Annotated in this window: 22 protein-coding genes; 15 read left to right on the top strand and 7 right to left on the bottom strand. The window is 65.9% G+C overall.

Annotation, left to right across the window (positions count from 1 at the left end):
- The first annotated feature begins 53 nt into the window (after nt 1–53).
- Genes rpe through K1X74_02620 form a run of 4 tightly spaced genes read left to right on the top strand, consistent with a single transcriptional unit; the run spans nt 54 to nt 3,353 of the window.
- Entirely contained in the window at nt 54–749 is a 696-nt protein-coding gene (gene rpe, locus K1X74_02635; protein ID MBX7165225.1) for a ribulose-phosphate 3-epimerase, read from the top strand.
- A 17-nt stretch (nt 750–766) separates the two neighbouring features.
- On the top strand, nt 767–1,339 hold the full coding sequence (locus tag K1X74_02630; protein ID MBX7165224.1) for a histidine phosphatase family protein: 573 nt from the start codon (nt 767–769) through the stop codon (nt 1,337–1,339).
- Between the two features lie 34 nt (nt 1,340–1,373).
- Nucleotides 1,374–2,231: an acetyl-CoA carboxylase, carboxyltransferase subunit beta gene (accD, locus tag K1X74_02625; protein ID MBX7165223.1), complete on the top strand. Its 858-nt coding sequence runs from the start codon at nt 1,374–1,376 to the stop codon at nt 2,229–2,231.
- A gap of 36 nt (nt 2,232–2,267) precedes the next feature.
- Nucleotides 2,268–3,353 (top strand): hypothetical protein, encoded by a 1,086-nt coding sequence (locus tag K1X74_02620; GenBank protein MBX7165222.1) that lies wholly within the window; start codon nt 2,268–2,270, stop codon nt 3,351–3,353.
- 27 nt (nt 3,354–3,380) lie between these two features.
- On the opposite strand, the gene K1X74_02615 is transcribed toward K1X74_02620, so the two are convergent.
- Nucleotides 3,381–4,451 carry a WD40 repeat domain-containing protein gene (locus K1X74_02615; protein ID MBX7165221.1) on the bottom strand — a complete coding sequence of 357 codons (1,071 nt, stop codon included), beginning with the start codon at nt 4,449–4,451 and terminating at the stop codon, nt 3,381–3,383.
- A gap of 189 nt (nt 4,452–4,640) precedes the next feature.
- Here K1X74_02615 and K1X74_02610 point away from each other — a divergent pair, with 189 nt between their 5' ends.
- A complete protein-coding gene (locus tag K1X74_02610) occupies nt 4,641–5,045 on the top strand; it encodes a hypothetical protein (GenBank protein MBX7165220.1) in 405 nt (134 codons plus the stop codon).
- On the opposite strand, the gene K1X74_02605 is transcribed toward K1X74_02610, so the two are convergent.
- Nucleotides 5,042–5,599: a flavodoxin family protein gene (locus K1X74_02605; protein ID MBX7165219.1), complete on the bottom strand. Its 558-nt coding sequence runs from the start codon at nt 5,597–5,599 to the stop codon at nt 5,042–5,044. The genes K1X74_02610 and K1X74_02605 overlap by 4 nt on opposite strands.
- A gap of 365 nt (nt 5,600–5,964) precedes the next feature.
- A complete protein-coding gene (locus K1X74_02600) occupies nt 5,965–7,008 on the bottom strand; it encodes a hypothetical protein (GenBank protein MBX7165218.1) in 1,044 nt (347 codons plus the stop codon).
- A gap of 283 nt (nt 7,009–7,291) precedes the next feature.
- On the opposite strand from K1X74_02600, the gene K1X74_02595 reads away from it, so the two are divergent.
- The 3 genes from K1X74_02595 (at nt 7,292) to K1X74_02585 (ending at nt 11,004) form a co-directional block, all read left to right on the top strand.
- The gene (locus K1X74_02595; protein MBX7165217.1) at nt 7,292–8,290 is read left to right on the top strand and encodes a PEP-CTERM sorting domain-containing protein; all 999 of its coding nucleotides are present in this window, start codon (nt 7,292–7,294) and stop codon (nt 8,288–8,290) included.
- Between the two features lie 313 nt (nt 8,291–8,603).
- The gene (locus K1X74_02590; GenBank protein ID MBX7165216.1) at nt 8,604–9,629 is read left to right on the top strand and encodes a hypothetical protein; all 1,026 of its coding nucleotides are present in this window, start codon (nt 8,604–8,606) and stop codon (nt 9,627–9,629) included.
- Nucleotides 9,630–9,777: 148 nt separating this feature from the next.
- Nucleotides 9,778–11,004 carry a Gfo/Idh/MocA family oxidoreductase gene (locus K1X74_02585; protein MBX7165215.1) on the top strand — a complete coding sequence of 409 codons (1,227 nt, stop codon included), beginning with the start codon at nt 9,778–9,780 and terminating at the stop codon, nt 11,002–11,004.
- A 29-nt stretch (nt 11,005–11,033) separates the two neighbouring features.
- Here K1X74_02585 and K1X74_02580 read toward each other — a convergent pair whose 3' ends face one another.
- The 3 genes from K1X74_02580 to K1X74_02570 all read right to left on the bottom strand — a co-directional run bounded on the left by K1X74_02580 (nt 11,034) and on the right by K1X74_02570 (nt 13,911).
- The gene (locus tag K1X74_02580; GenBank protein ID MBX7165214.1) at nt 11,034–11,762 is read right to left on the bottom strand and encodes a class I SAM-dependent methyltransferase; all 729 of its coding nucleotides are present in this window, start codon (nt 11,760–11,762) and stop codon (nt 11,034–11,036) included.
- 20 nt (nt 11,763–11,782) lie between these two features.
- Nucleotides 11,783–13,066 carry a BtaA family protein gene (locus K1X74_02575; protein MBX7165213.1) on the bottom strand — a complete coding sequence of 428 codons (1,284 nt, stop codon included), beginning with the start codon at nt 13,064–13,066 and terminating at the stop codon, nt 11,783–11,785.
- Between the two features lie 101 nt (nt 13,067–13,167).
- Complete coding sequence (locus K1X74_02570) at nt 13,168–13,911, bottom strand: UDP-2,3-diacylglucosamine diphosphatase (protein ID MBX7165212.1); 744 nt, start codon at nt 13,909–13,911, stop codon at nt 13,168–13,170.
- 171 nt (nt 13,912–14,082) lie between these two features.
- On the opposite strand from K1X74_02570, the gene K1X74_02565 reads away from it, so the two are divergent.
- On the top strand, nt 14,083–15,435 hold the full coding sequence (locus K1X74_02565) for a flavin monoamine oxidase family protein (GenBank protein MBX7165211.1): 1,353 nt from the start codon (nt 14,083–14,085) through the stop codon (nt 15,433–15,435).
- Nucleotides 15,436–15,467: 32 nt separating this feature from the next.
- Complete coding sequence (locus tag K1X74_02560) at nt 15,468–16,187, top strand: DUF1003 domain-containing protein (GenBank protein ID MBX7165210.1); 720 nt, start codon at nt 15,468–15,470, stop codon at nt 16,185–16,187.
- 61 nt (nt 16,188–16,248) lie between these two features.
- Here the strand turns inward: K1X74_02560 and K1X74_02555 are convergent, their stop codons facing one another.
- Nucleotides 16,249–17,295: a phosphotransferase gene (locus K1X74_02555; GenBank protein MBX7165209.1), complete on the bottom strand. Its 1,047-nt coding sequence runs from the start codon at nt 17,293–17,295 to the stop codon at nt 16,249–16,251.
- Nucleotides 17,296–17,476: 181 nt separating this feature from the next.
- On the opposite strand from K1X74_02555, the gene crtI (K1X74_02550) reads away from it, so the two are divergent.
- The 5 genes from crtI (K1X74_02550) to K1X74_02530 all read left to right on the top strand — a co-directional run bounded on the left by crtI (K1X74_02550) (nt 17,477) and on the right by K1X74_02530 (nt 23,779).
- Nucleotides 17,477–19,069 (top strand): phytoene desaturase, encoded by a 1,593-nt coding sequence (gene crtI / locus K1X74_02550; GenBank protein MBX7165208.1) that lies wholly within the window; start codon nt 17,477–17,479, stop codon nt 19,067–19,069.
- A 3-nt stretch (nt 19,070–19,072) separates the two neighbouring features.
- Nucleotides 19,073–20,641 carry a phytoene desaturase gene (gene crtI / locus K1X74_02545; protein ID MBX7165207.1) on the top strand — a complete coding sequence of 523 codons (1,569 nt, stop codon included), beginning with the start codon at nt 19,073–19,075 and terminating at the stop codon, nt 20,639–20,641.
- Nucleotides 20,638–21,477, top strand: coding sequence for a lysophospholipid acyltransferase family protein (locus K1X74_02540; GenBank protein MBX7165206.1), 840 nt, complete (start codon nt 20,638–20,640; stop codon nt 21,475–21,477). The genes crtI (K1X74_02545) and K1X74_02540 overlap by 4 nt, the downstream gene beginning before the upstream one ends.
- Before the next feature lie 30 nt (nt 21,478–21,507).
- Complete coding sequence (locus K1X74_02535) at nt 21,508–22,728, top strand: glycosyltransferase (protein ID MBX7165205.1); 1,221 nt, start codon at nt 21,508–21,510, stop codon at nt 22,726–22,728.
- Nucleotides 22,729–22,849: 121 nt separating this feature from the next.
- A complete protein-coding gene (locus tag K1X74_02530) occupies nt 22,850–23,779 on the top strand; it encodes a TIGR01777 family oxidoreductase (GenBank protein MBX7165204.1) in 930 nt (309 codons plus the stop codon).
- The last annotated feature ends 8 nt before the right edge of the window (nt 23,780–23,787 follow it).

The following is a 23,787-nucleotide window of genomic DNA, read 5'->3' as shown; positions in this document are numbered from 1 at the left end:
GCCGTCCGCGCCCCGATCCTAACTGGGCGCCGGTCGCTGGCCGGCGCCGCGATATGTCCTCGCCCGCGAATTGGGAGCAGCTTTGCGCCTCCGTGCCGGCCGTGTTGCCGAGCATGTTGCAGTGCGACTTCACGGACCTGCGCGGCGAGGTGGCCCGGCTCGAGGCCGCAGGCATCACCGGGCTGCATCTCGACGTCATGGATGGGCACTTCGTGCCCAATCTGACCTACGGCCCGCCGCTGGTCGAAGCCTTGCGGCGCACGACGCAGTTGCCGCTCGATGCACACCTGATGATTTCCGATCCGGCCCGGTATCTGTCCGCGTTTGCCGACGCCGGGGCAGACGGCCTGACGTTTCACATCGAGGCCGTGCCGGACCCCCGGCCGGTGCTGGGGCAAATCCGTCGGCTGGGACTCAAGGCGGGGCTGGCGATTAACCCACCCACCCCTCTGGTGGCGATCGAGCCTTACCTGGCCGAATGCGATCTGGTGCTGGTGATGAGCGTGATGCCAGGCTTCGGTGGGCAGAAGTTTGACGCCGTGGCGTTGGAAAAGCTTACCCGGCTGCGCCAAATCCGGCCGCCGGGACTTTTACTGGAGGTCGACGGCGGTGTGAATGCCGAGACCATCGCCGCTTGCGGCCAGGCAGGTGCCGATTTACTGGTAGTGGGCTCGGCCATCTTTGCCGCGGCAGACTATGCCGAACGCATCGAACTGCTCCGCCAAAGACTGCGCGGACCGATTGCGTAACTTTTTCCGCTAACCCTATGCTTCAGATTGCCTTAATTCGACCGGGCGCCAGCGATTTCGCCGAGCAAGGCCGCATCCAGGGGACGCTTGACATCCCCCTCAACGAACACGGCCGCGAGGAGGTCCAGCGCGAAATCGACGGCCTGCGCCAATTGAACCTCGATGCGCTCTACGCTTCGGACAGTGAGCCCGCCTGGAGCACCGCGGCCGATATCGCCAAGGCACTCAAACTGCGGGTCAAGAAGCTCGACAACATGCACAACCTCGATCACGGCCTCTGGCAAGGCCTCACGGTCGAAGAAGTGCGGCTCAAGCACCCCCGGGTCTACCGGCAATGGCAGGATCAGCCCGAAAGCGTTTGTCCGCCCTCGGGCGAAATGTTGGTCGATGCCCGGCGCCGGGTGCAAGCGGTGCTGGCCAGGCTGTTCAAGAAGCACCGCCAGGGCGTTGTCGGGCTCGTGCTGCCCGAGCCGCTGGCCAGCCTGGTATGTAGCGAGCTGCGCCATGCGGCCGTCGGCGACCTCTGGAAGGCGGCCTGTGCCCACGGTTCGTTCGAGTTGATCGACATCGATCTGGTCCAGGCGAGTTGAAAACTTCGCGATATTGACCGACGATAGTCGGACCATGGAACCCTCGCCCCCGCCCGCCGAATCGAAGCCGCTGCCGGCTGCCGCACACCGCCCCAAGCTGAGCGTGCCCGAGGGGCTCTGGAAGCGGTGCCCCGGCTGCCAGGCTACGATCTTTCGCAAGGAAGCCGAGCGCCGCCTGGGCGTCTGCCCGGAATGCGACTACCACTGGTACGTTTCGGCCCGTGACCGGATCGACCAGTTGCTCGACACCGGTACTTTCGAAGAGACCGACACCGAGCTGATGCCCACCGACCCGTTGGGCTTTGCCGACAAGAAGCCCTACGCGGCCCGGATCAAGGAGGAGCAGGCCCGAACCGGCTTGCGCGACGCGGCACTGGTCGGCACCGGGATGATCCGCGCCCGGCGCGTGGCCTTTTGCGTGACCGACTCGGCCTTCATCATGGGCAGCATGGGCGCCGTGGTCGGCGAGAAGCTCACGCGCACCATCGAACGGGCCACCGAGCAGCGGCTGCCCCTGATCATCGTCAGCGGCTCCGGCGGCGGGGCCCGGATGCACGAAGGCATTCTCTCGCTGATGCAGATGGCCAAGGTCACCGCGGCCCTGGCCCGGTTCCACGAGGCCGGCGGGCTCTATATCTCGGTGCTCACCAACCCGACGATGGGGGGCGTCGCCGCGAGCTTCGCCAGCCTGGGCGACATCATCCTGGCCGAGCCCAAGGCGCTGATAGGCTTCGCCGGTCCGCGGACGATCAAGGCCACGATCCGGATCGAGCTGCCCAAGGGCTTTCAGACGAGCGAATTCCTGCTTGAACACGGCTTCATCGACCGCATCGTCCGCCGCTGCGATCTGAAAAGCGAAATCGCGCGGATCATCGACTACTGCGGGCGATAAGCGGCAGCCCGCTGCATCGCGCTGGGGCACTGCGTCATGAGCATTGGGGCCCTGAGTACCGGCGAAAGCGGGCCTGCGCTGCGCAAGCGTCGCCGACTCCGCGGCACTGTCGCCATCTTGGTGGCGATCTCCTTGCTGGCACCGGCAGCCTACTTCGCATATGGCCAATGGACGCAATTCAAATTGCGCCAAGAGCTGGCGCGGCGCGGCGTCGTTCTGACCCGTTACGATGCGCCAGACAGGACAAGCTCGCTCGCCTATTGGTTGAACATGCGCGGCGTCGACGAGTACATGCCCGGCAATGTGATCTCTTTGCTGGGACGTAGGGCCTTCACGCCGGAATGCGTGGAACAAATGAGCCAGTTGCATGGCATCATCATCGCTTTATTGGACCACCCGCAACTGACCGATGCGGACCTTGTTCGGATCGAGCCGATGTATCGCGACGTGTTTCACCTGCAGCTCGGCCATCAAAGCGTCACGGCAAGATCGCTGGCCGCCGTGCGCCGCGTCTCGTCGTTGGAGTGGCTCACCCTTGAAGAAGCGAGCCTTTGTCGACAAGAACTCGAAGCCCTGGCCGGGCACGCAAATCTCCAAACGCTGGATCTCCAAGACGTCCAACTGGGTAAGAACTCGCTCATGGGCCTCGAGCGTTGCCCGCGCCTTGAGAGCTTGATTCTCTGGACAGATACTGCGTGCGACGTGCATCCGTCGGAGATCTTGATTCCCGAGATCGCGACGCTTGAATCGCTCTTGTTAGACGGTGATGCAAGCGCGGCGATGCTTGCGCCGAACCTGAGTCGGCTGCGCCACCTCAATGTTTTTGGTTTTTCGGATGCCGCGATCAGTCGCGAGTTGGCCGAGTTGGCGTGTTCGCTGCCGCGGTTGCAGAGCCTGAGCTTGATGAGCTGCACGCTCGAGGACGGTGTGCTCGAAGCCGTTGCGCAGGCTCACCAGATTGAAAGGCTCGATTTGAGCTACGCCAAGTTCGATCCGGCGCAACTCCAGGTGTTGAAAGAAATGCCGAATCTGCGCGAGTTGATGATCTCGGACTTGAACGTCCCGGAGGAAGTACTTCAGCAATTGCAGTCGGCGAGACCGCTGTTGCAGATCATGCAATAGTAGCAGCCCCGTGCGGTTGGCCGCCGCTCACTCGGCCGGCTTTTCCGCCGCCTCGGTGGGCTTTTCGGCGGCGGCTTCGGCTGGCGCCGCGGGCGGCGCGAACTTGAGCGTGCGGTCGGCCATGTTCCACACGCGGATCGATTCGTGCTGGCTGCCCGTGGCCAGCAGGCTGCCGTCTTTCGAGAAGGCCAGGCACCACAGCGTGCTCTTGTAATCGCCCAGCTTGGCGGCCTCGGTCTTGGCGGCGACGTCCCACAACCGCAATTGCCGGTCGTACCCGGCAGAGGCCAAGAGCTTGCCGTCGGGCGAGAAAGCCACGCTGGTAATCCAGTTGGTGTGCCCGGCGAGCGCCGCTTGTTCGGCCGCGGTGGCCACGTCCCAGAGCTTGACCACGCGATCGGCGCCGCCGCTGGCGAGCAGCTTGCCGTCGGGCGAAAACGCCACGCTCCACACGGCGTCGGCATGCGCATCGATCTTCGACTTCTCCGCCGCGGTGGCCACGTCCCAGAGCCGGACCGTCTTGTCCGAGCTGGCGCTGGCCAGGAGTGTGCCGTCGGGCGAAAACGCGATGCTGCGCACCATGCCCGTGTGCCCGGCGAGGTTCGACTTTTCCTGGTTGTTTGAAAGGTCCCAGAGCTTCACGGTGGCGTCTTCGCTCGCGCTGGCCAGCAGCTTGCCGTCGGACGAAAAGGCCACGGCGGTGATCCAGTTCTTGTGCCCTGCGAGCGACGCCTTTTCGTTGCCCGAGGCCACGTCCCAAAGCTTGATCGTCTTGTCGTAGCCGGCCGTGGCGAGGGTCGCGCCGTCGGGGCTGAAGGCCACGGCCCAGACGGCTGCCGGATGTCCGGCGAGCTTCGACTTCTGCGCGCCGCTGTTCAGGTCCCAAAGTACAACGTCGCCGGGGCGGTAGAGCAGCGTCTCGCCGCCGACGGTGGCCAACGTCGCACCGTCGGGCGAAAACGCCAAGCCCGTCACCCAGCGGGTATAGGTGGCCAACGTCGGTGCATCTTCAGCCGTCGCGGCGGTGGACAGCGCCCAGCAAATGCACATCATCCCGGTGACAATTCCGGCAACGAGACTGCGAGCACGACGGCTCATGGCGGTACCTCTCCGGCGAAGCGATCGAAGCATAACGTCCAGCTGACCAACGCCCCCTCCAGCAGCCCGTTGAGGACTTCAAAGGGCAGCCAGGCGAGGTCCATGGTAATCGCACGCCCGCGCGAAGCAACGAACGGCGGCCTCGCCGCACCAAAGCCGCTCGGCCGGCGAATTCTCCCTGGGACCGTCTTGGCTGGCGGCGGCAGCGATTCGTATACTGTCGCCGCGCGATGCGCCAGCAGGGGTGCCGCGCGTCTTGTACGGGGCATGCATCACACGCATTTGCAGAGAAGGTTTGCCATGGGTGGGCCCATCGTCCGGTTCGGATCGACGCCCGAGTACTGGAACAATTGGGACCGCGTCTTCGCCAAGGGCGGCAAAGCGGCCGCCGCCAAGTCGACCGGCAGCGAAGCCGGCTCGGGCAAGAAGACCGCCAAGAGCGCCGCCGTCGAGCCGGTCAAAAAAACAGAGCCCGTCAAGAAAAAAACCGGGGCCGTCAAGAAAGCCAAGCCAGCCAAGAAGGCCAAGGCTGCGCCGAAGAAGGCCGCACCCAAAAAAGCCGCGGCCAAGAAGCCGGCGAAGAAAAAGCGCTAACCTGGCGCGCCGCCCGCGGCGACCCGGCCGCTCAGCTCGGCCAACCGCCGACCGTGGCCTCGCGCCGCGGCGACCTGCGCTTCGGTCGGCGGGAGATCGCCGCGGCCGGTCGACCAGGTGGGCCCCCAAGAGATGCCATCGGGGCGATAGCCGGGCACGTTGTGCGGGTGCGTCAGCAGGATCATTCCCTGCTGCGCCAAGTTGGCCATCAGCGCCAACAGCGTCAATTCGGCGCCGCCCGCCCCGCCAGAGCCGCCGGTCGTAAATACCGCGCCGACCTTGCCGCTCAAGCGCGCGCGGCCCCAGAGGCTGGCGAACACGTCGTCGATGAACCGTTTCATCTGCCAACCCATCGAGCCCATGTGCGTCGGGCTGCCCAGTGCGATGCCGTCGGCCCAGAGCAGATCGTCGGCCACGGCGTCCACGACTTGCTTCAAGCGGACTTCGGCGTCACGCACTTCGGACGCTCCGGCGGCGATTTCCTGCGCCATGGCCGCGGTGTGTCCGTGGTAAGTGTCGTACAGCACAAGAATGTGCACAAGCGAGCTCGACAAACGTTTCGGGTGCAAGGCGAAAAGCTGCATTATATCGGCCGCAACGCGCGCTTGCTGCAGACGAGCGGCGTCGCGACACACGATCGTTGCAAACGGCGCCAGGCGTCGCGCGGACTGTCCGCAAGCCACACGCAATCAACTTGACCGGTGGTTTTTTCGCAGCTTCACCGACTGGTTCGATCGATAAGTCTTACGCGACGCGACCGCCCTTCCAAGTCGGCGCGCTGCAGTACATGCAAAGCCGCCGAGTGGCCGGCCCGGGTGGGGTGACCTGGAGGCCGGACGCCCGCGCGTGCGAATCGACGACGATCCTTGCCCTCGGCTCGGGTGGGCCGAGGGCAAGGGGATCGACCGTAGCACACCGGTTACGGCGCGTGGCCGGCCAGCGCAGCCCGAATCGTCAGTGCAATGCCCGGGTCGACCATGGCCGCGGTCGCCAGCTCGACCACGGTAGCGCCGGCATCGAGGTATTGCCGCACGTGCTCGGCCGCGGCGATGCCGCCGACGCCGACGAGTTCCAGCTTCAAACCGCGACGGTCGATCAGCTCGCGAAACAGGCGCGTTTGCCGCAACGACGCTTCGCGCGTGGCCGCGCCACAGATCCCGCGCCGCTCGCCGGAGAACATTCGCTGGCCGTCGCTCGCCACAACGGTCGCCGCGACGCTGTTGGTCATCGCCAGTGCGTCGGCCACGTCGCCGACAGCCGCCAGCAGCTCGTCCGCCTGATCCGCTTCGTTGACGTGCCCCAGCTTGAGCACGAGTGGGCGGTCGCCAATTGCCGCGCGCAGCGCCTGCGCCACGATCCGCGCATCGCGCGGCTGTTGGTAGAGCTGACCGTCGCAAGTCGCGACATTCGGGCAGGAGAAATTCGCCTCGATCGCGTGGGCACCGCTTTCGATGGCCCACGCCGCGCAGCGGGCGTAGTCGGCCGCCAGGTCGTCGATCGTCCAGCCGTCTTGCACGGTGCCCACGACTGATACGACCAGCAGTTGGCCCGAATGCATTTGAGCACGGGCCCATTCGACATCGGCGCGCCAGATTTCGGGCGGTTGCGACGGCATGCCGAACGACACGGCCCAACTGCCGTGCATCGTCGAGACTGCCGGCAGGTCGGCCTCACCTCCGTACAGCGAGCCGCAGGACACGGGCTGAAGATTGGGCCACGGATAGCAGGCCCGAGCGACGCTGCGGACCGTCTTGTAGGTCAAAACGTCGAACCCCAGCCCGGCGTAGTAGGCCAGCCAACGGCCGTTTAGCAACGGTCCGGCAGCGACTCCCAGTGGCGAACCAATTTGCTGGCCGCAAAAAAACACCCGGTCCGGCCAAGTGCTGGCGGGCACTGCGGCACGGCCAGGCGCGTTGTCGTAATTCCATTCATAACTGCGACTTAGATCGTACGTTCGCGACATGTTCGGCACTCTGCAAAAAAGACCGCAATTGTGTCAAGGAGAGAATCTTTGCAACCAAACCATTTGCTCGCGGGTAGCAGAATCAGACGTAGTCGCGTAATGACCGTTGCATCCCACCGCTTTTGACTTACTCTATGCGGCAGGGGACTCGACAACGCGACTCAGATCGCGCGGCTTCGTCGGCAGGGGCATGGCGGAAGCGCTTTCTCGCGTACCGCCACCTGAATTGTTGTCAGCCAAGGGAGAGACGCTAGTGAACCGGAACAGAGTTCGAAAATCCTTCATGCCGCTGGGCATGGGCGCGGCCCTGCTGTTGGGCCTTGGTTCGATTGCCCAGGCCTCGCATGTCTACACGATTACGCAAAGCCAAAGTCAGTTGAACCTGACGGTGGCCGGCACGGTTCTTGGCGGCGCACTGAACGTCACCGAGCAGCAAGCCAACGCGATCACCCGCTACAACGGCACGATCGTTGCCGACTTCCCTGGTGGCCCCGGCGCCACGGGTAGCATCTCGTTCCCGGGCGGTAGCGCCGCTGCCGCGGTGAACCCGACGGGCCTGTTCAGCATCCCGCTGCAGTATTCTCCAAACGTCAACGGTGGCGCCGGCACTGCAGCAGCCAACTACGGCGTGAATTTGAATGCCCCGATCGGTATCGCGTTGCCCCCGATCGACATCCCGAACGTGGGCACGCTGAACCTGGGAACTCTGCAGTCGGTCAACATGGCATTGGCCGTGCGCAACCTGGTGCTCGACGTGGACAGCACCGGCGCGCTAGACATCAGCCTGGCGCACACGTTTGATGCCAGCGGCGTCAGCCTGAGCGTGAACAGCGGCTTCACCGATCTTAACGGCTCGCTGGTGTTTCAACAGGCCGACCTGATCAGCCACCTGGCTGCGGTCGTGGCGCTCAACGCGCTCGACCTGGCGTTTCCGGACCTCAACCTGACTGTTTCTTCGAACATCCTGCAGCGCACCGTTTCGCTCGGCTTGGGCACGCGCTTTGACCTGACCGGAGCTGGGGCGCTGGCGCTGCCCAACACACCAGCGACCAGCGGTTCGGTCTCGTACGCACTGCCCTCGGGCAGCTCGACGCTGATCATTCCCGTGCAGGCCACGCTGCCCAGCCTGGCCGATCTCGGGATTCCCGAGGACATCCTCGATCTCGACCTGAGCCTGTCGGGCCAGTTGCGTGCGACGGCCATCGTTCCGGAGCCTTCGACGATCGTCCTGGCGATCAGCGGCGCCGTTGGGCTGGTGCTGCTGGCGCGGCGACGCAAGTAATTCCGACGGGGTGATCGCGTCGGCGACCCACCGGTCGTCCATCGCGGCTCGTAACCCACACACGCGACGGTCCTCACGGGCCGTCGCGTGTTTTTTTGTTTTGGTGGGGAGACATGCGTTCCGCCGGCGGCCCGTGACAACTGTACGGATGTTGCCGACCGATGTGGCGTGCGGACGTTGTTGTCGGCCTAAATCGGCCGCTGTTTTGGACATGCCGACGGGCAGGAATTACCATAAGGGTTCTCCACCAGACGGGTAGATCACCGCCTGCGAGAGTAGCGAACAGCTCGAGGCAATTTCTGGAGGCTCGGTCATGCTGCGGTTGGCGTTCGGCGTGTGCTTGGCGTTGGGTGTCGCAAGTTCGGCCCTGGCGCAGGAACGCGCGATCACGCAGATGTATGGGACTGGCGTGCACGCCTATTTCGCGGGCCGCACGTTCGAGGCATACGAACTGCTGAGCGCCGCGATCGACGCCCGGCCGCAAGATCCGCGGCCGTTGTACTTCCGCGGCTTGTCGCTTCTGTGCCTGGGTCGCGACTACGAGGCCGAAGGCGATTTTCAACTGGCCGCCGACCTGGAAGCCCAGGACAGCTCGACGTTTTACAACGTGTCGAAAGCCTTGGAGCGCATCCAAGGGCCCGCGCGTCTGAAGATCGAACACTACCGCGCCAAGGCGCGGGTGATGGCCGAGCGCATGCGGGTCGAAAGACGCCGTCGACGCTTGCAGGACATTCACGAGGCCGAGCCTGAAATCCTACTGCAGCCCTCGCCGGCAGAAGAAGCTCCGGCTCCGGCGACAGACGTACCTGCGCCGGCCGAGGAAATGCCCGAGCAGCCGGCGCCGGAAGACGACCCGTTCGGCGCGCCGGCCGAAGAACCCGCCGCGCCCGAGCCGGCGGCAACGGAAAGCGCCCCGGCCGAAACCGCTCCAGCTGAAGCGCCGGCAGACGATCCGTTCGCCGCGCCAAGCGACGAGCCACCGGCCGATGCGCCGGCCGAAGAGATGCCCGCCGACGAACCTGCCGATGCGCCGCCGGCCGATGCTCCCAGCGAAACCCCCTCGGACGATCCCTTCGCCGATCCGGCCGGCACTGCTCCTGCCGATGCGCCGGCTGATGCGCCTACCGAAGCTGCTCCAGCGGATGCGCCAACGGATGATCCCTTCGCCGACCCGGCCGGCACCGCTCCTGCCGATGCGCCGGCCGATGCGCCTACCGAAGCAGCGCCCTCGGATGCGCCCACGGACGATCCTTTCGCCGACCCGGGCGATGCCGACGCCGCACCGGCGGATGACATGCCTGCCGATGAAGCCCCCACGGAAGAAACGGGGCCGAACTGAGCAGCCCGGCTGCGGTACGATCTTCGCCTTGAATCGCACGGCGGCGGAGCCCGATGAAATCGGTTAATCTGGCGCACGAGCCACGGCTGCCGGGGTGAACGAGCATTCGGCCCGTGTGCGTGGCTCCTCGAAGGAGGCTCGCGCATCCATGCCTGGTAGCACCTCGCGGCGTGATTTTCTGGCCCGGCTGGGACGATCGCTGGCGGCTGTTTCGGCAGCCGGCTACACGGCTACGGCCCGCGGTTATACGGCCAACGAGACGATTCGGGTGGCGGTGATCGGCGCAGGCGGCCGCGCGCAACACCTGCTGCGGGCCATGCAGTCCTTGTCCGGCGTGTCGCTGGTCGCCGTGTGCGACGTCTGGGACGAGCACCTGGCCAAGGGGCGCGAGCTGGCCACGAAGGATGCCTTTGCGACCAAGGACTACCGCGCTGTCCTGGATCGCCCGGACGTCGATGCCGTACTCGTCGCCACGCCCGACCACTGGCACGTGCCGATCACGATTGCCGCCTGTGAAGCGGGCAAAGACGTGTACGTCGAAAAGCCGCTCACGCACGATCCGGGCGAAGGCGCCGCCGTGATCGCTGCGCAACAGAAGTCGGGCCGCATCGTCCAGGTGGGCATGCAGCAACGGAGCATGCCGCAGTTCATCGAGGGCCGCGAGCTGATCAAGTCCGGCGCGCTCGGCACGGTGCGCAAAGTCGAGCTGAGCTGGAACCGGAACGCCGCGCGCGGCGATCGGCTCGATCCGGGCATCGATCCTGCCACGGTCGACTGGCAGCGTTTTCTCGGCTCGGCGCCGCAGCAGCCCTTCGACGCCTATCGTTTTCGCAACTGGCGCTGGTTCTGGGATTTTGGCGGCGGGGTCTTCACCGACTTGATGGTCCACTTCATCGACGTGGCCCATTGGTTTCTCGATCTGCCCGAGCCCGACGAGGCCGCGTCGATCGGCGATTTCTTCCTGTGGGCCGACCGCTGGCAAACGCCCGACACCGTGCAGACGCTGCTGCGCTATCCAACCAACGGCGTGCAGGCCCACTTCGAGGGCACGTTCGTCAACGCCCGCGATGCCGCGCGGATCGAATTCATGGGCACCGAGGCGACGCTGTATCTCGACCGGGGCCGTTACGAACTGGTGCCGGAGCGCAAGAGCAAAGTCGAACCGCGCGAACACGTGATCGGCACGGGTCCCAAAGGCCAGGACTTTTACCTGGCGCCCAATGGCGAGGCGCTGCATCTGGCCAATTGGCTCGAGTGCATCCGGAGCCGCGAGCAGCCCAACGCCCCCGTCGCCGCCGGCGTGTTGGCCGCGGCGAGCGCTCACCTGGCCAACCGCGCCTTGCGCAGCGGGCAGGTGGCCCGGCGCAACGCCTGACACCTGCCGATCAGCGGACCGTGGCTTTTTTAGCGCTTGCGGCCGATGAACGTGTAGTAGGGCACTCGCCCCCACGGGACGTAAGGCACCTTGGCGACGGACTCACCGACCTGCACCGGCTCGAAGTGCGCGAGCAGAAAAGGCAAGTGGTCGGCGCTCAAGAAGACGTTGTCCAGGGCAAACCACGCCGGCCAGAAGCTCCGCGTCCACCAGCCATGGCGCCGCCGCTGCTCGGCCACGTGCTTGCGCGCGACGTAGAAATCGACCACGGCGATCTGCCCGCCCGGCCGCAGCACGCGGGCCGCTTGCTCGAGCGCGGCAAACCAATCAGGAATCATCGTCAGGGCGTAGCTGAACGTCACCACGTCGGCCTGGCCTTCGTCCGGTATGAACTGCGTGGCGTCGGCCTCGACCGCGACGACGTTCGTCCAGCCGTGCTCGGCGATCCGCGATCGCGCCTGGGCCAACAACGAAGGGGCCAGATCGACGATGTAGGCCCGTGAGAGCTGGCCGATTCGCGTCCCCAGATACTCGAGATTGTTCCCGGTACCGCCACCCATCTCGATCCAGACTGCCCCGCTCGGAACGTCGATGCCGGCATACAATGCTTCGCGGCCTTGCAGCAGCCGGCGGCGAAAGGCGTCGTAGGAGGCCGCCTGCCCGCCGTAAAAGCTCTCCAGGCGCTCCGCGTGCGTATTGCCGCGCACGGGGTGCAATGCCAGGTGATAGATCGTCTTCAGGTCGGCCGCCAGCGACATCGAATTCCATCCTGACTCGTTCAGCCGTGCGACCCGACCAGTGCCGCGGGAGTCGGCGTGGCTACGTCCAACGGCACGCCGGGTTCGCCTGCCTGATCGCGTGCGCCGGGAAATTCCGCAATGTGAAAACTGCCGTAGGTATGCACGCGATCGAAGGGATGCAACCGCGCGGCCAACGCGCGATCGTACGACAACAGTTCGCCGACGGCGAGCCTCCGCTCGCGGTAGCGAACCACCTGGCGATCCACAAAGACCGTTTCCAAGCCGCCGCTCCGCCAGATGAAGCGCGCGCCCGGCGTTGCCCGATCGACAATCGACTGCCATTCTTCCTGCAATGCGTGTTCGTCGACGGCGGCCAGCCAGTCCATGTGGTCCAGCAGCACGAAGCGCGAAATCGGCTGCTCGTGGTGGCGGAGAAACTGGCACACCGACGTGGTGTGCGTGCTGACCCGATCGACGAGCCCCGCCTGCAGCCGCGCAAAATTCTCAGGCTTGAGGTATTCCGGGCAACAGGCCGGGGTGTAGCTGCCCGTCAGATAAACGCGCCAGAAATAGTTGTCGGCCAACGGCAGCTTGCCGAACACGGCGTCGACACAGTCCTCGACGAAGCCGGCGATGCCTCCTGGCACCGTGCGCTCCAGGTGCTCGCGCTGCGGACGGGGGACGCCCAAAAGCGACAATGTCGCGTCGCGGCGTACCAGCCACCGCAGCAGCCCTGACCAGAACACGTCGCGAATCCTGGCATAAAGTTCCTGCTGCGCGGCCAGGCACGGCGCGTCGAGCATGGCCTGCACTTCGTCGCGCAGGCCTACGACGCGATCGATGTACTCGTTGATCATGCGGGCAAAAAAGCCCGACGTGCCGCGGAAATAGAACGTCTTGCGCCAGCCCCGGGGTCGGAAAAAGCTGAGCCGTTTATCCCACCATCGCTGGGCGCGCGGAGACAACTCGGCCCGCAGCACGTCGGCATACAGCTCGCGGATGCGGGGCGACTGGCCTTGGCCGAATAGCTCGAAGAACGCGGCGTAGTCGAGCCGGCGGATGCCGGCCAGCTTGCGCTCGAGCAGGGCGTTCTGCCGGAAGTTCAGATCGACCGCATACACGCGGCGGGCGCCGGCCAGCACGTAGTCGAGGGCATTGCAGCCCGCCGACGTGATGACCAGCACGTCGTCTTGCGGGCCCAGGCACAGGGCCTCGCGGTCGAGCCGGGGATCTTCCCAGCAGGTGTTGTAAACCAGGTTGTGCTGGTGCACGAATGCAAAGCTTTTCGCCGCCACTCGATCGCTGATCTGCTTGCGTATCATGAGGGTCGAGGTCCTGGGCTGAGTCTGGGCTGAACGGGTACGTCGCCTTCGTGGCGACCGTCACGGCGAACCGATCGAGGGCCGGGGGGCCACTCGGCCATTCAGGCCGTGGCCACGAGTTCGTCGGACGACCAGAAGGTGGCCGGCTGAGGCTCCGGCGTACGCTCGACGTGGTTCCAGCGATAAAGCCGGGCTCGCCCGGCCTGGACGCCCACATAAGTGGCGGGGCGCTCCGTCCAGCAACCGCTGTTGAGATAGTGAATGCCTCGTTCGCTGTACTCTTCGGCGACGTGCGTGTGGCCGAGAATCACGCCGTCGTAGCCGCGCTGCTCGGACTCGTCGATGGCCCGGTTGCGCAACCGTTGGACGACCCGACAAAAGTGCTTGGAGCCGCGCTTCAACATGCGGGCCAGCGCGTGACTCCGATCGAGCATCTGCACGCCGCGATAGATCGCATCGGCGCCGTCGACGATCAGCTTGGGCAGTTCCATGGCCCGATCCCAACGATCGCCGTGCGTGACGAGATAGTTCTTCTCGCCGACCGCCAGGTTCACTTCGTCGCACTGCGGCAGACCGAGCACAGCCCAGGCGAAGTCGGCATGGGGGTCGTGATTGCCGCGAATCCAGACGGCGTCGCCGGCATCGGCCAGGCGCCGCAGGATCGACAAGACCTCGGCGTCGGCTTCGCCCAGCGGCCGCGAGAGCCGTGGGCATTGAAACAGATCACCTGCGACAATCAGTCGCGAGATCGCCACGCGTCCGAGAAAATCAATAAATTCCGCTGCACGCGAGTTTCGGGCACCAAGATGGAGATCGCTGACGACGACGGTCTCAAATGACCTCATATGCTCTTTCTCGTGAGTCGACGAGGGCTTCCTTGACTCCCAGCGACGGCTCCAAGATCATCGCTTTTGCGTGTGTCGTCCGAGTTATCGGTCCATGAGACTTTCGTAAGCCCGGCTCGCCAGCCGTTGGCGCAGGCCATCCATCAACCACCGTAGGCGCCGTCAACCGAGATGAATGCACCGAGCCATGCAGACGTCGTGATCGTGGGCGCAGGCCTTTCAGGACTGGCGGCGGCGCGCGCGCTGCGCGAGGGCGGCGCATCGGTCGTCGCGCTCGAGGCGCGCGATCGCGTCGGCGGCCGGACCTTGGCTCAACCGGTCGGCCGCGCTACGTTCGATCTGGGCGGGCAATGGCTCGGGCCGCTGCAAACGCGGATGCGCGCGCTCGTGCAGGAATACGGCATCACGCTGTTTCCCACGTTTCATACAGGCACGAAGGTCCTGGACACCGAGCGCGGGCTGTCGACCTATCAACAAACCATTCCCTCGTTGCCGTTGTGGGCGCTGTGGGATTTGCACCGCGGCATGCGGCGCATCGAGCGCCTCGCCGCGAGCGTTCCGACGGGCAACCCCTTGGGAACGCCCGGCGCCGTGGACTACGACGGTCAAACCCTCGAGACCTACCTGCGGCGCTTTGCGCGAGCCCAGGTCGTACGCGACGTGTTGACCGCGGCGATGCGCGTCGTCTTCGGGGCCGAGGCCAAAGAGCTGTCGATGCTGCATTTTCTCTATTACATGCGCTCCGGCGGCGGGCTGGAGAGTATCGTCGAAGTGGCCAACGGCGCGCAACAAGACCGCATCCTCGGCGGCGCGCAACAAATCTCCCAGCGACTGGCCGATCCGCTGGGCGAGGCGCTGGTGCTCGCCGCGCCCACGCGGCGCATCGAGCAAACCGCCTCGGGCATCAAGGCCGTCACACCGGCGGGTGTCTGGGAAGCGAAGTACGGAATCGTGGCGATGGCCCCGTCGCTCACGGCGCAGATCGAGTTCGAGCCGGCGCTGCCCGCGTTGCGCACCCAACTCGTCCAACGATTCCCCATGGGACAGACGATCAAGATTCTCGCGCTCTACGACGAGCCGTTCTGGCGCCAGGCGGGCTATTCGGGCGAAGCCGTCGCCACGCAGGGCCCCTTGAGCGTCGTCTACGACAACACCAGCTACGATGGTGGACAGGCCGCGCTGGTCGGCTTCATGGTGGCAGGTCCGGCCCGGCATTGGGGAAGCCAGCCCGCTGCCGCGCGGCGTGAAGCCGTGCTGCAGACCTTTGCCCGGTACTTCGGTCCGCGCGCACTGCAGCCCACCGAATACATGGAAAAGGATTGGGGCGCGGACCCCTGGTCCGGCGGCTGCCCGACGGGTTACATGGTGCCAGGCGCGATCAGCGAGTGTTGGCCGGCCCTGAGTCAGCCCGTGGGCCGCGTGCACTGGGCAGGCACCGAAACAGCCGCCGAATGGACCGGGTACATGGAGGGCGCCATCGAAGCCGGGCGTCGCGCAGCCACGGAGATTCTCGCGCGTCTCTAGGCCGACCTTCACCTGGGCAGACGAAAATCGACATGTCGAAACACGCCTCCGCGCAGGTCACCTGCCAGATTTGTCACCGCCAGGTGCGCCGCGCCGACGCCGTACCGGGCGAACTGGTGCATCCGGCCGTCGTGACTACGATCGAACGCCAGCATCACGAGTGGACGCCCACAGGCTTTATCTGTTTGTCCGACTTGCACCGATTTCGCATCGAGCACGTGCGCGAAGTGCTCGAGATCGAGCGTGGCGAATTGACGGCGCTGGAATCCGAGGTGCTCAAGAGCCTGGCCACCCAGGAGACCGTCGCCAAGGACATCAACACGCGCTTCGACCGCACGCTCACCTTCGGCGAACGGCTGGCCGACCGCGTGGCCGAATTCGGCGGAAGTTGGACGTTCGTCACCCTCTTCGGCCTCGCGGTCCTGGGCTGGATCGTCGTCAACACGTGGATGCTTGGTGCCCGACCGCCGGACCCGTTCCCCTATATCTTGCTGAACCTGTGCTTGTCGTGCCTGGCCGCAATTCAGGCGCCGATCATCATGATGAGCCAGAATCGGCAGGAGGCGAAGGACCGGCTGCGCAGCGAGCAGGACTACCGCGTCGACCTCAAGGCCGAATTGGAAGTCCGCCAGATCATCACCCGGCTCGATCAATTGCTGTCGCATCAATGGCAACGGCTCCTGGAGATTCAAGAACTCCAATTGGAATCGATCGCCGAGCTGGCTCGGCAACGCGAGCGCAAGCCCGGCTGACGCAGGCCCGGGCCGTATGCCATGCTGCGCGATAAGAACCGCGTCGCGGCCAGCGGCCTGCTCAAGCCAGCAGCGGTTCGAGCCGTCGCTCGGCGAGCGCCGCGCGCGAGCGTTCCAGCAGTTCGCGCCTGCGCCCGGTGCTGGGCGCGAGCGGCAATTGTGCCACGCCGATCAGGCGCCGCATCACTTCGCAAGCGGCATACGCGGCGGCCTGGCCCATGTCGCCTGCTCCGCCCGAGGCACGGTACGCTTCGAGAAACCCCCGGGATACGTCGCCCGGTTGAGCAGCCAACGCGCAGTGCGCCAGACAGACTCCCAAATCGAACTCCGGATCGCCGCAATAGCAGAATTCCGGGTCGATCACAAACACGCCCGAGGCGGTCCGCAACCAACTGCCGGGGAAGTAGTCGCCGTGCAAGAGCACCATTCCGTCGGCCAGGTAGCGCTGCCCCGTGGCGTGGACCTGTTCGCAGTAGGCGCGGTCGCGCTGGAGTCGCCTGGCGGCGTCGGTCAGCCCCGGTTCGAAACGATCCAACTCGAGCCCGTTCGCCTCGTCGAGCGGCAAACGATACATGTGCTCGTGGTTGAGGGCCCGCATGTCGCGGTTCGCCCAGCGGGCGGGGGCGATGCCGCGTCCCGCCGCGTGTAAGCCGGCCAGGAACGCGGCGAGCTGCTCGACTTCGGCCGTCGTCAGAAGGTCGCCGGAATAGAGCGTGGTCAAATCGGCCGCGGGCGCCAGGTCTTGCAGCACGATCAGGCACGCCGCGCGATCGGCCGCCAGCAGCCGCGGCATCCGGTCGGCCAACCGCGGTTCGCCAGCCACCCATTCGTAAAACGCCAGCTCGTATTCGAACCGGTTCCAAGGCGCGGCGATCTGGTCGTATTTTTCCACCCACGGCCGCGCCTGCTTGACGATCAGCGTTCGCCGATTGGTCGCGACGCGCAGCGTCAGGTTCATATTCCCCTCGCCCGCGCGCGGCGCGGCGCGGACCTGCTCCTCCGGCTCGAGCAAGCCGCGATCAGCAAGCACACGGGCCACGCCTGCCGCATCGTCGGCCGCCAGCCAGGGAAAATCGGGGGTTTCGGCGATCGCACTGGCACGATTCATGGCCGGACCTGTTCAAAAATTTCGCCGGCGCATCCTAACAGTTGCCGATTTGAGGGTCACGTCTAGACTGCCTAGGGTCTGCTTTGCAGTCGGGCAGGGCCCCGCGGTTTTCTCGACCGCGCCAGCACCTCGGAACGTCACGTTCTCCGAAGTGTGCGCCCCCTTGCGGAGCCGTCGTTCCATGAGTCGCCAAGTCGTCATCGTCGGAGCAGGTCCCGGTGGATTGGCGGCGTCGATGTTGCTGGCGAAGGCCGGGTTCGACGTCACGATTCTTGAGAAGCAGCCGTGCGTCGGCGGGCGGACCTCGGCCGTCTGCGGCAGGGGATTTCGCTTCGATCTCGGGCCGACCTTTTTTCTCTATCCCCAGATTCTGGCGGAGATCTTCGCCACCTGCGGATACGACCTGCACGACGAAGTCCCGATGGTGCAGCTCGACCCGCAATACCGGCTGGTGTTCGGGTCCGGTGGTCCCCAGGTCGACGCCACGCCCGACGTCGGGCGGTTGCAGCAGCAGATCGCGGCGATCGACCCGGCCGATGCCGCGGCAGTGCCCCGCTTTCTGGCGGACAATCGGGCCAAGCTGGCCGCCTTTCGCCCCGTGCTGCAAACGCCGTTCTTGTCGTGGCGCGATTGCCTGAGCCCGACGCTCTTGCGACTGTTGCCCCGGCTGCGACCGTGGCTGTCGCTCGACGGCGACTTGCGGCGCTACTTCCGCGACGAGCGCACGCGCCTGGCTTTCAGTTTCCAATCGAAATACCTGGGCATGTCGCCGTTCCAATGCCCAAGCTTGTTCTCGATTCTCTCGTTCCTCGAATACGAATACGGCGTCTGGCATCCGATCGGCGGTTGCAACGCGGTGTGTGCGTCCATGGCGCGGATTGCGCAAGACATGGGCGTGAAGATTCGTCTCGGCGAACCGGTCGATGCGCTGCTGTTCGCCGGACGGCGGGCCATCGGCGCGCGGACCGCCGCGGGCCAATATCCGGCCGACGCCGTAGTAGTGAATGCCGACTTTGCCCGGGCCATGTCGCGGCTCGTGCCCGACCGGCTGCGGCGGCGGTGGTCCAATCGCCAGCTGGCTCGCAAGCGCTACTCCAGTTCGACGTTCATGCTCTACCTGGGTTTGCAGGGGCGGTACGACGAGCTGCCCCATCACACGATTTACCTGTCCGAAAACTACGGCGAGAACCTGCGCGACATCGAGCACCGCCACGTGCTGTCCGACGACCCGTCGTTTTACGTGCAGAACGCCTCCGTGACCGATCCGTCGCTCGCCCCGCACGGGCACAGCACGCTGTACGTGCTGGTACCGGTCACGCATCAGCACGCCAATGTCGATTGGCGGCACGAGCGACATCGCTTTCGCCAGCTCACGCTCAACCAGCTCAAACGGCTGGGGCTCGACGACGTCGAGCGACGGATTCGCTGGGAACACATCGTCACGCCCGCCGACTGGGAGCACCGGCACGATGTCTACCGGGGAGCCACGTTCAACTTGGCACACACCCTGCGGCAGATGCTGCACCTGCGGCCGCGCAACCGCTTCGAAGATCTGGATGGCGTCTATCTCGTCGGCGGCGGTACACATCCGGGCAGCGGTCTGCCCGTGATCTTCGAGTCGGCCCGGATTTCCACGCGGCTGCTGGTCGACGACCTGGGCGGTTCGCTCGCGACGCGGCGCGTGGCGTGCGAATCGGCGGCCGAATTCCCCTCGTTGCCGCACCTGGCAGCCGGCGAAGAACTCGCCCTACCAGCGCCGGCCCTGCGGAGTTGATTGATGCGTGCGTCCAAGAATCAACCGATCGGCGTCGTCGGCGGAGGCCTGGGTGGATTGGCCGCGGCCTGCACCCTGGCCGCGCGCGGATGGCCCGTCGTGCTGTTCGAAAAGAACGACTGGCTCGGTGGCAAAGCCGCCGTGCTGAATGCCGATGGTTTTCGCTTCGACATGGGCCCCACGATCCTCACGCTCCCCTCGGTGCTGCGGCGGATTTTTGCCGAGGCGGGGCGCAAGCTCGACGACCACGTCGAGCTGATCCCGCTCGACCCGCAATGGCGCTGCTTCTACACCGACGGCTCGACGCTCGACCTGCACGCTCAGCTCGACCGAATGCGCGCGGCGCTCGATCGCTTTGCGCCCGGCAGCGCGAGCGGCTACCGCGATTTTCTCCAACTGGCGCAACGCCTGAACCGCATTTCGCAGCGCTATTTCTTCTGGCGCAGCGTGGGCGCGATCGGCGACGTGTTCGATGCCCGGGGCACCTTCGAGCCGGGCGTGCTCGGCGACTTGCTGGCCATGCGAATGGGCCGTTCGGTCGCTTCGACCGTGCGGTCGTTTGTGCCTGAGCCTCGCGTCGCGCAGCTGCTCGACCACTTCACGCAATACGTGGGCTCGTCGCCTGCGGCATCGCCCGCAGTGCTCTGCGGCATTGCCCATATGCAGACCGACGAGGGCATTTGGTATCCGCGCGGCGGCACGCGCGCGGTGCCCGAGGCACTGGTCCGGCTGGCTCAGGATCTCGGCGTCGAACTACGGACGGGCGTCGACGTCGCGCGGATCGTGGTCGAGAACGGCCGCGCCACTGGCATCGAGACGACCGACGGACGGCGGACCGCACTGGCGGCGGTGGTCTCAAACTGCGATTCGCTTCGGACGCATCGCGAGCTGCTGGCCAGCACCCCACAGGCCGGCGCCCTCGAGCGCCGCGGCCACGAGCCGGCGTGCTCGGGCGTCGTGCTGTACCTGGGGCTGAAGCGCCGGTACGAGCACTTGCTGCACCACAACTTCGTCTTTTCGGCCGATAGCCATGCCGAGTTTGCGTCGATCTACGATCGCGGCGAGCCGGCGCCCGACCCGACCTGCTACGTCTGCGCCCCGGCCGTCACCGAACCGGAGGTCGCGCCTCCCGGCGGCGAGGCCTTGTACGTGCTCGTCCACACGCCCTATCTCCGGCCGCATCACGATTGGCGACAGATGCTGCCTGGCTACCGCCGCGTGATCCTGGACAAGCTGGCCCACACGGCGGGGCTCGACGACCTCGAAGAGCGGATCGTCTACGAGGCGGCGCTCACGCCGGCCGATATCCACGAGCGCTATCGTGTGCTCAATGGCGCCATCTATGGCCTGGCGAGCCACGGCCGGTTCCTCGGAGCGTTCAAGCCTGCGAACCGCAGCCGGCAACTGCCCGGACTCTATCTGGCCGGCGGTGCCGCGCATCCCGGGCCCGGTATGCCCATGGTGCTGATGTCGGGCTGGATCGCGGCCGACGCACTGCATCACGATCTGCACGAGTCGGCCGGGCCCGCCGCGGAAGGCCGCATCCCCAGCGAGGAGTTCGTCGGCGCATGAGCCGCATCGCGATTGCAACAGAAGCGCCCGCCCCGCCTGAGCTCACAGCGCGTGCTGCGCTGACAGACTCGATTCCGCGCATATCGCCGCGCGTTTATGCGGGGTTCGGTTGGTACAGCGATCATTTCCTGCGCAAGAACTTCAACCAGGTGCGCCTGTCGCGCAGCGGTACCGACGTTCGATCGCTCGGCGGACCGCTGGTCGTGTATCTGAATCATCCCGCCTGGTGGGACCCGTTGTTGGGGCTCTGCCTGGCGCGACGGTTCTTTCCAGGACGTCGCCATTACGCTCCGATTGATGCTCGAGGATTGGCCAAGTATCGCTTCTTCGAGAAGATTGGTTTTTTTGGCATCGAGCCCGACCGCCGGCGCGGTGCAAAGGTATTCTTTCGTACGAGCCTGGCGATTCTCGAGCAGCCGGATGCAGTCTTGTGGATTACGGCCGAGGGAAGCTTCACCGATCCGCGGCAGCGCCCGGTCTGCTTGCGACCCGGCATCGGGCATCTCGCGGCGCATGTTCCGGGTTTGACCTTGGTGCCTTTGGCGATCGAGCTGCCGTTCTGGCAAGAGCGCCTGCCCGAGGCCTTGTGCCGCTGGGGTGAACCGATCGTCGTGGATGATCGCGATCGACTGCCGGCGGCCGATTGGACGAGACGGCTCGCACATCAGCTCGAGCGCAACCTCGACGCGCTCGCCGTCGAGGCCATCGCCCGCGATCCCCGGCGATTTGTGACGCTGCTCGAAGGACGCTCAGGCATCGGCGGTGTCTACGACGCCTGGCGCTGGGCGAAAGCACGGCTGGCGGGCGTCCCGTTCGAGTCCCGGCACGGCGACTAGCCGCTTACTTGCCAGAAAGCGCAGCAATCCATGAGCGCAACCGTGGTGGCCGCGATCGCCTGCTGCCTGGCCGTGGTTCCGGCCATGGTGTTTCTGCGCAATCTCGGGCTGTATCGCGTCCCAGCGGTGATCGCGGCCGACGTGCAGCCGCGCGTTTCCGTCTTGATCCCGGCCCGCAACGAAGAGCCGTCGATCGGTGCAGCCGTCGAGTCGGCGCTGGCCAGCCGCGGCGTCGTGCTCGAGGTGATCGTGCTCGACGATCACTCGACCGATCGCACCGCCGAGATCGTCGATCACATTGCGGCGCGGGACTCGCGCGTACGTTGTGTGTCGGCGCCGCCGCTGCCCGACGGCTGGTGCGGCAAACAACACGCCTGTTCGCGGCTGGCCGAGCTGGCCGCACACGATTGGTTCGTGTTCGTCGACGCCGACGTGCGATTGGCTCCCGATGGCCTGGCCCGGGCCGTGGCTTTCGTTGAGCGTCAGGGCGTCGGCCTGGCGAGCGGCATTCCGCGTCAGGAAACTGGCACCGCGCTCGAACGACTGGTGCTGCCGTTGATTCACTTTCTGCTGTTGGGCTATTTGCCGCTGTGGCGGATGCGACGCAGTCGCCATCCGGCCTATGCGGCAGGCTGCGGCCAGTTGTTCGTCACCGATCGGGTCAGCTATCGCCGCGCCGGTGGACACGCGGCGATCCGCGCGTCGCTGCACGACGGCATCACGCTGCCCCGGGCCTATCGCAGCGCAGGTCTAGGCACCGATTTGTTCGATGCCACACCGCTGGCCACTTGCCGGATGTATCGCTCGGCAGCTCAGGTGTGGTCAGGCCTGGCCAAGAACGCCACCGAAGGGCTGGCCGCGCCCGGGCTCATCGCTCCGATCACCGTGCTCCTGGTCGGCGGTCAAATCGTTCCGCCGATCTTGTTGCTGCTGGGTGTATTCGGCCGCTTCGATCCGCTGACAACGCTGGTCGCTGCGGCCGGAACGGTGGCCGCCTACTTGCCGCGAGCGATCGGCGTGCGGCGGTTCGGTCAAAGCTTTTGGGGCGCCTGCGCCCATCCGCTGGGAGTCGCCTTGCTGCTGGCGATTCAATGGTGGGCGTTTGGCCTCTGGCTGGTTGGCCGCCGCACCGCCTGGAAAGATCGGGTCTATGCGCCGCACAGTGCGCCAGACGCGGCCGCAGCTCCCCTCTTGCAACCCACGTCCGGATTGCAGGCGGCGCTCCCTGGAGACCCGGTTTCGCGGTCTTGAAAATCCACTGGGGTTGCGGTTCCGCCATTCTTAAACTGGACGCGCGAGGCGCAGGGAGAACAATGTCTGTGCAGTTTGCAGGTGTTGAGCTGCCTTCCCTTTTTCCCGAGCTGCTCGACCTATGACGGACCACCGTGGCCCCGAATCGCTCGCCGCCGTCATCACTGGGGCCACCGGCTTTATCGGGCGCCAGCTCGCCGCGCGCCTGCGGCGACCCGTGGTGCTCAGTCGCAATGCCCAGCGGGCCCAGACCGAATTGGGCGACGTCCGGGCCGTTGCCTGGGACACGCGCGTCGAGGTGCCCCTCGAGGCGCTTGACGGGGCCCAGGTGGTTTTCAATCTGGCCGGCGAACCAATCGCCGAGGGCCGCTGGACCGCCGAGAAGAAAGCCCGTATCCGCGAAAGCCGCGTGGAAGGCACCCAACGGCTCGTCGCAGGCCTGGCACGGCTGGAATCTCGCCCCCTGGTGCTGGTGTCGGCCTCGGCCGTGGGGTGGTACCCCGACGGCGGCGACCGCATCTTGGCCGAGGACGAACCGGCGGCCGACAATTTCCTGGGCCAGATCTGCGCCGAATGGGAGCAGGCGGCGCTGGCTGCCGAGGCGCTGGGAATTCGCGTCGTGCTGATTCGGACCGGTCTGGTTCTCGGCCCCGGCGGCGGGGCGCTGGGCAAGATGTTGCCGCTGTTCCGCGCCGGACTGGGAGGAAGACTGGGTGACGGCCGGCAATGGATGCCCTGGATTCATCTCGACGACCTGGTCGAGATGATGTTGTTCGCGGCGACGCACGCGTCGCTGCGCGGGCCGATCAACGGGGTCGCTCCGAACCCGGTGACCAACGCGGAATTCACGCGCACGCTGGGCCGCGTCTTACATCGGCCCGCCCTGTTCCCGGCGCCGCGTTTCGCGCTGCGGCTGGCGTTGGGTGAAATGGCCGACGCCCTGCTGGCGTCGCAGCGCGTCGTGCCGCGGGCAGCCTTGGCCGCCGGCTACGCGTTCCGTTATGCCCAGCTCGAGCCGGCCCTCCGCTCGATTCTCGCGGCGGCGGGGTGACGATGCTT

The organism is Pirellulales bacterium, from assembly GCA_019694435.1.
In the GTDB taxonomy this organism is placed as follows: domain Bacteria; phylum Planctomycetota; class Planctomycetia; order Pirellulales; family JAEUIK01; genus JAIBBZ01.
This window is presented reverse-complemented; position numbering and strand designations above follow the sequence as displayed.

Coding starts and splice junctions, on each gene's coding strand:
- rpe (MBX7165225.1), top strand. CDS start 54: ATGTCCTCGCCCGCGAATTGGGAGCAGCTTTGCGCCTCCGTGCCGGCC.
- K1X74_02580 (MBX7165214.1), bottom strand. CDS start 11,762: ATGTCGCTGGCGGCCGACCTGAAGACGATCTATCACCTGGCATTGCAC.
- K1X74_02590 (MBX7165216.1), top strand. CDS start 8,604: ATGCTGCGGTTGGCGTTCGGCGTGTGCTTGGCGTTGGGTGTCGCAAGT.
- K1X74_02600 (MBX7165218.1), bottom strand. CDS start 7,008: ATGTCGCGAACGTACGATCTAAGTCGCAGTTATGAATGGAATTACGAC.
- crtI (MBX7165207.1), top strand. CDS start 19,073: ATGCGTGCGTCCAAGAATCAACCGATCGGCGTCGTCGGCGGAGGCCTG.
- crtI (MBX7165208.1), top strand. CDS start 17,477: ATGAGTCGCCAAGTCGTCATCGTCGGAGCAGGTCCCGGTGGATTGGCG.
- K1X74_02570 (MBX7165212.1), bottom strand. CDS start 13,911: ATGAGGTCATTTGAGACCGTCGTCGTCAGCGATCTCCATCTTGGTGCC.
- accD (MBX7165223.1), top strand. CDS start 1,374: ATGGAACCCTCGCCCCCGCCCGCCGAATCGAAGCCGCTGCCGGCTGCC.
- K1X74_02620 (MBX7165222.1), top strand. CDS start 2,268: ATGAGCATTGGGGCCCTGAGTACCGGCGAAAGCGGGCCTGCGCTGCGC.
- K1X74_02630 (MBX7165224.1), top strand. CDS start 767: ATGCTTCAGATTGCCTTAATTCGACCGGGCGCCAGCGATTTCGCCGAG.
- K1X74_02560 (MBX7165210.1), top strand. CDS start 15,468: ATGTCGAAACACGCCTCCGCGCAGGTCACCTGCCAGATTTGTCACCGC.
- K1X74_02555 (MBX7165209.1), bottom strand. CDS start 17,295: ATGAATCGTGCCAGTGCGATCGCCGAAACCCCCGATTTTCCCTGGCTG.
- K1X74_02540 (MBX7165206.1), top strand. CDS start 20,638: ATGAGCCGCATCGCGATTGCAACAGAAGCGCCCGCCCCGCCTGAGCTC.
- K1X74_02615 (MBX7165221.1), bottom strand. CDS start 4,451: ATGAGCCGTCGTGCTCGCAGTCTCGTTGCCGGAATTGTCACCGGGATG.
- K1X74_02585 (MBX7165215.1), top strand. CDS start 9,778: ATGCCTGGTAGCACCTCGCGGCGTGATTTTCTGGCCCGGCTGGGACGA.
- K1X74_02565 (MBX7165211.1), top strand. CDS start 14,083: ATGAATGCACCGAGCCATGCAGACGTCGTGATCGTGGGCGCAGGCCTT.
- K1X74_02595 (MBX7165217.1), top strand. CDS start 7,292: ATGCCGCTGGGCATGGGCGCGGCCCTGCTGTTGGGCCTTGGTTCGATT.
- K1X74_02535 (MBX7165205.1), top strand. CDS start 21,508: ATGAGCGCAACCGTGGTGGCCGCGATCGCCTGCTGCCTGGCCGTGGTT.
- K1X74_02530 (MBX7165204.1), top strand. CDS start 22,850: ATGACGGACCACCGTGGCCCCGAATCGCTCGCCGCCGTCATCACTGGG.
- K1X74_02575 (MBX7165213.1), bottom strand. CDS start 13,066: ATGATACGCAAGCAGATCAGCGATCGAGTGGCGGCGAAAAGCTTTGCA.